Below are 4,500 nucleotides of genomic sequence, written 5' to 3' on the forward strand. Positions count from 1 at the left end.
CCGCGGCGCGGGCCGCCTCGGCGATCGCCGGGTCGTCGGTGGTGACGACGACGTCGGTGACCTCGGCGGAGGCGAGGCAGGCGCGGACCGCGCGGGCCACCAGGGGGACGCCGCCGACCTGGGCGAGGTTCTTGGCGGGTACGCCCTTGGATCCGCCGCGTGCGGGGATCACGGCGAGCACGGTGCGGGCGGCCCGGGCCGGGTCCGGTTGCTGGTGCGGTGGCGGGGTCATCTCTGCTCCTGAGGTGGTGGTCACAGCTCTCCCATCCGGCGGATCACCGGGGCGACGCGCTGGACGCCGTGCCGGTAGGCGCCGCGTGCGGCGTTGCGGACGGTCCCGCGTACCGCTCCCCTGACCCGGCCGGGCTCCTTGGGGGCGGACCCGGGCAGCGGGTGGCCGTCGGGGGCCAGGTGGTGGCGGGCGAGGATGCCGGGCAGGTATCCGGGGGCCGAGGCGGGCGTGTAGTACGGCGCGAGGTCGGGCAGGGCGCCGGCCGCGAGGAGTCCGGTCACCCGGGCGCGGGCGGTGTCGTAGGCGGTCGGGTACGAACCGTCGGCGGCGACGCCCTGGCCGGCCAGCCACCGCGCGTCGGGACGTGGCCGGTGGCCGTCGTCGAGCCGGTCGAAGGAGGTGATGAGGCCGGAGCCGACGAAGTGGTGGTTGCCGAGGGCTTCGCGTACGCCGAGGTCGGAGAGGACGGCTGTGGGGATGCGGCGGTGCAGGGACTCCAGGGCGGCCGTCGAGGAGACCGTGACGAGCAGGTCGGTGCGGTCCAGGACCTCCCCCATGTGCCCGTACACCAGGCGGAAGTTGGGCGGCGGCCCGCCCGGGAGGCGTTCCGCCAGGCGCTGGTAGGGCAGTTCCTCGATGTGGGTGGTGTGCTCGCCGGGCTTGGAGCGCAGCTTGAGCAGCACCTCGCGGTCCGGGTGCAGCCGGGCGTGCTCGACGAGCCGGCGCAGCAGATACGTACGGTCGGCGCGGGACGCCGGTACGGAGGGCTGGGCGGCGAAGACGACCGTGTCACGGCCCTCCTGCGGGCGGTACGGCTCCCCGCCGAGGAAGGGCAGGGCGGCCTCGGTGACGGCCGAGGCGTCGGCGCCGACGCCTTCGTACACCGCGCGGAAACGCTCCGCGTCGTCGCGGGAGTTGGCGAGGACGACGTCCGCGCCGTGCCGCAGCAGCAGCCCGTCCGCGAGCTTCTCGTAGACGACGCCGACGTAGCCGGTGACGAGGACGGGCCTGCGGGCCAGGCGCAGCGCGGCCAGGCCGTGCAGCATCGCCTGGACGGCGCCGCCGACGAGGGCGAGGACGACGACGTCGTACCCCTCGTCCCGTACGGCGTGCAGGAACTCGACCGCGGTCACCTCGCGCACCCGGCCGGAGTCCACACCGACCTCGCCGACCTCGGCGAGCTGCCGGGGGGTGGGGGTGGCGCGGCCCCGCAGCAGCAGCCCGCTGACCTCGACCGGGCGGGCGTCCCCGCCGGGCCCGGCGCCCGGGGCGGTCAGACGGCGCGCGGTGAGCGCGCCCCACTTCCACCGGGTGTCGGAGTCGGCGAGGACGGCGACCCTGAGCGCCGGGGCGGTGGCTGCGGTGTCGGCGGGATCAGCCGTGTCACTGGTACGTGGAGGCACGTCCTAGAAGCTAGGAAGCCATTTCGATGAGCGGCCCAACGCGGAGGCAACAGATGGTTACGACCTGGTGCACGGTAGAGAGTGGACCAGGTCGACGCCGGCCCGCCGACGGGGCGATCCCGGCGGCGCGGGCCCTCGGGGCCTCGCCGCTGTCCGGGTCGCCGAGGACGGTGGGGAGCGCCACGCCCCCCCCCTGCGCGTCCCGGCGGCCGGTCCCCGGGAACGACCGCGAGGGCTCGGCCGTGCCGGTCTCCAGTGCCTTCGCGGCTGCCCCGCGCACGGCACCCGGCCGGTCACGGGGACACCCGGAACACTGAGGGCCTTCCCCCGGAGCCCGGCCGGGGCGACGGGGGATCGGGCCGGTCGCCGTGCGGTCGCCCGGGTGGGGGCGAACGGATTAACGGACCCGACATGGTCCGTTCACCCCTCGTCCTCCCCGGGGACAGGCCGCACGACAGGACCCGCGCCTAGCGTGCTCCGCGTGGTCAAGCTCTCCGTCATCGTCCCGTTCTACAACGTGCGGGCCTACGCGCCCGACACCCTCAGGAGCCTGCGCGCCAACGCGCGTGAGGACTTCGAGTTCATCCTCGTCGACGACTGTTCCACGGACGGGACGGCCGACGTCCTGCGCCGGGCGCGCGACGACATCCCCGGGGCGGTCGTGATCAGACACGAGCGGAACGGCGGGCTCGCCACCGCTCGGAACACCGGGCTGGACGCCGCGAGCGGGGAGTTCATCACCTTCCTGGACGGTGACGACTGGCTCGCCCCCGGTTACTACGCGCGGCTGCTGGCCGCCGCGGAGGACCTGGGGTGCGACTTCGTGCGCGCCGACCACGTCCAGGTCACCGGCAGGGCGCGGACCGTGCACCGGGTGCCGCACGGGCTGCGGGGCGTCCCGCTCAGTCCGCGCGCCGCCATCCTCCCGTCCGACCGCACCACGTCGGTGGACTACCCCTACGCCTGGGCGGGCATCTACCACCGCCGCCTGGCCGACCGGGGCCTGCTGCACTTCACGGACGGGCTGCGCACGGCCGAGGACCGGCCGTGGATCTGGCGGCTGCACCGGGAGGCGGAGTCCTTCGCGGCGGTCGGGCTGCTCGGGGTCTTCTACCGTCGCGGCGTCGCCTCCTCGCTCACCCAGATCGGCGACGTACGGCAACTCGACTTCATCCGGGCCTTCGACCAGGTCGTCGAGGAGACCGCGAAGGACGCCGAGGCGGACAGGCTGCTGCCCAAGGCCGTCCGTACCTATGCGGCCGTCATGGCCCACCACCTGAACTCCGTCGAGCGGTTCGAGCCGCCCGTCGCGCGCAGACTGCGCTCCATGAGCGCCGCCGCACTCCAGCGGCTTCCGCAGGACCTCCTCAGCGACACCCTCGACTCGCTCGGTGACCAGCGGGCCGCACGGCTCCGCCGGCTCCGTCGCCGCCCGGTCCCCGCGGGGGCCGTCCCCTCCGTCACCACGGGAGCCTCCGCCTGATGTCCGGCCGCCGTTCCACCCAGCTCTTCTTCGCCTGCTCGCAGTACGCCGCCGCCACGGTCACCGCGGCGATCCGCGCCGGCCAGTTCGGCCCCCGCGACGAACACCGCCGGCTCCTGGTGGTCAGCGACACCTCGTACGCCCCGGAAGTGGGCACCCCGCTCGACCGGATGGACGGATTCGAGTGCCTGCGGCCCGAGTTCGACACCGTGCTCTCCTGGAACGAGTTCATCCACCCCTTCCACCCGGCGGGCTGGTTCCCCCGGGAGCAGGACACCCTGCTCTGGGAGCGGTACCTGCGGCTGGCCTGGGACCTCGGTGACGGGCCGGTGGAGATCGCCTGCGAGTCCATCCAGGCGAACCCGTCCAACGCCCTGGCGAAGATCTTCAGCGAGAGCCCGGTCCACGTCTACGCCGACGGGCTGATGAGCTACGGGCCGACCCGGAGCAAGATAGACCCGCTGATCGGCACCCGGGTGCGGCGCCTCCTCCACCTGGACCTGGTCCCGGGTCTGCGGCCCCTGCTGCTCTCCGAGTTCGGTGTCGAGCCCGAGGCCGTCCCCACCGCCGAGTTCCTCAAGGTGCTCGCCGAACTGGCGGACGCCGCACCCGTGTCGGCCTCCTTCGGCCGCCGCCAGGACCCGCCCGCCCTGCTGCTCGGCCAGTACCTGTCGGCGATCGAGGTCCTGACGCCCGCCGAGGAGGAGGAGCTGCATGTGCGGATGGTGCGCGGCGCCGTCGCCCTCGGCCATCGCCACCTCGTCTTCAAGCCGCACCCCTCCGCCCCCGCCGGCTGGTCCCGCACCCTGGAGGAGGAGGCGGAGCGGCTGGGTGCCGAACTGACCGTCCTGGACGCCCCGGTCATCGCGGAAGTGGTCTACCAGTGGCTGAAGCCGGCGCTCGTCGTCGGCGCGTTCTCCACCGGCCTGCTCACCGCCGCCGCCTTCTACGGCATCCCCGTCGCACGCCTCGGCACGGACCTGCTGCTCAGCGGGCTGACGCCCTATCAGAACAGCAACCGCGTCCCGGTCACGATCGTCGACGCCCTGCTGCCCGACCTGGAGGACGCGGCGGCGGTCACCGCGTGGAGCCTGCCGGACGGGCGACGGATCGGACGGGAACTCACCGGACTGGTCACCGCCGTCGGCTTCGCGATGCAGCCGAAGATCTATCCGGAACTGCGTCCCGAGGCCGAGGCGTTCCTGTCCCGGCAGCCCGCGTCCGGCCGGGACCGCTACTTCAGGCGCCGCCGTCTGACCGCGCTCGCCCTGCCCGGGGCCCTGCCCTCACAGCTCGACTTCATCCCCCGCAACCCCACCGTGCGCCGGTTCGCCCGGCAGGCCCGCACCTGGCAGCGGGCGGCCGGCCGCCGCCTGCAGGGG

Annotated in this window: 4 protein-coding genes; 2 read left to right on the top strand and 2 right to left on the bottom strand. The window is 74.2% G+C overall.

Features of this window, described 5'->3' with window-relative positions:
- Both IH13_RS0111985 and IH13_RS0111990 read right to left on the bottom strand, forming a co-directional pair.
- Positions 1-232: cytidylyltransferase domain-containing protein (locus IH13_RS0111985; protein ID WP_031083662.1), on the bottom strand; the 232-nt coding region annotated here is incomplete at its 3' end.
- Between the two features lie 20 nt (positions 233-252).
- On the bottom strand, positions 253-1,635 hold the full coding sequence (locus IH13_RS0111990; RefSeq protein WP_031083664.1) for a DUF6716 putative glycosyltransferase: 1,383 nt from the start codon (positions 1,633-1,635) through the stop codon (positions 253-255).
- A gap of 481 nt (positions 1,636-2,116) precedes the next feature.
- Here IH13_RS0111990 and IH13_RS0111995 point away from each other — a divergent pair, with 481 nt between their 5' ends.
- A complete protein-coding gene (locus tag IH13_RS0111995) occupies positions 2,117-3,118 on the top strand; it encodes a glycosyltransferase family 2 protein (protein ID WP_031083666.1) in 1,002 nt (333 codons plus the stop codon).
- On the top strand, positions 3,118-4,500 hold a 1,383-nt coding region (locus IH13_RS0112000; RefSeq protein ID WP_031083668.1), incomplete at its 3' end, for a polysialyltransferase family glycosyltransferase. The genes IH13_RS0111995 and IH13_RS0112000, both read left to right, overlap by 1 nt.

It is taken from the genome of Streptomyces sp. NRRL WC-3549 (genome assembly GCF_000721935.1).
Lineage (GTDB): Bacteria > Actinomycetota > Actinomycetes > Streptomycetales > Streptomycetaceae > Streptomyces.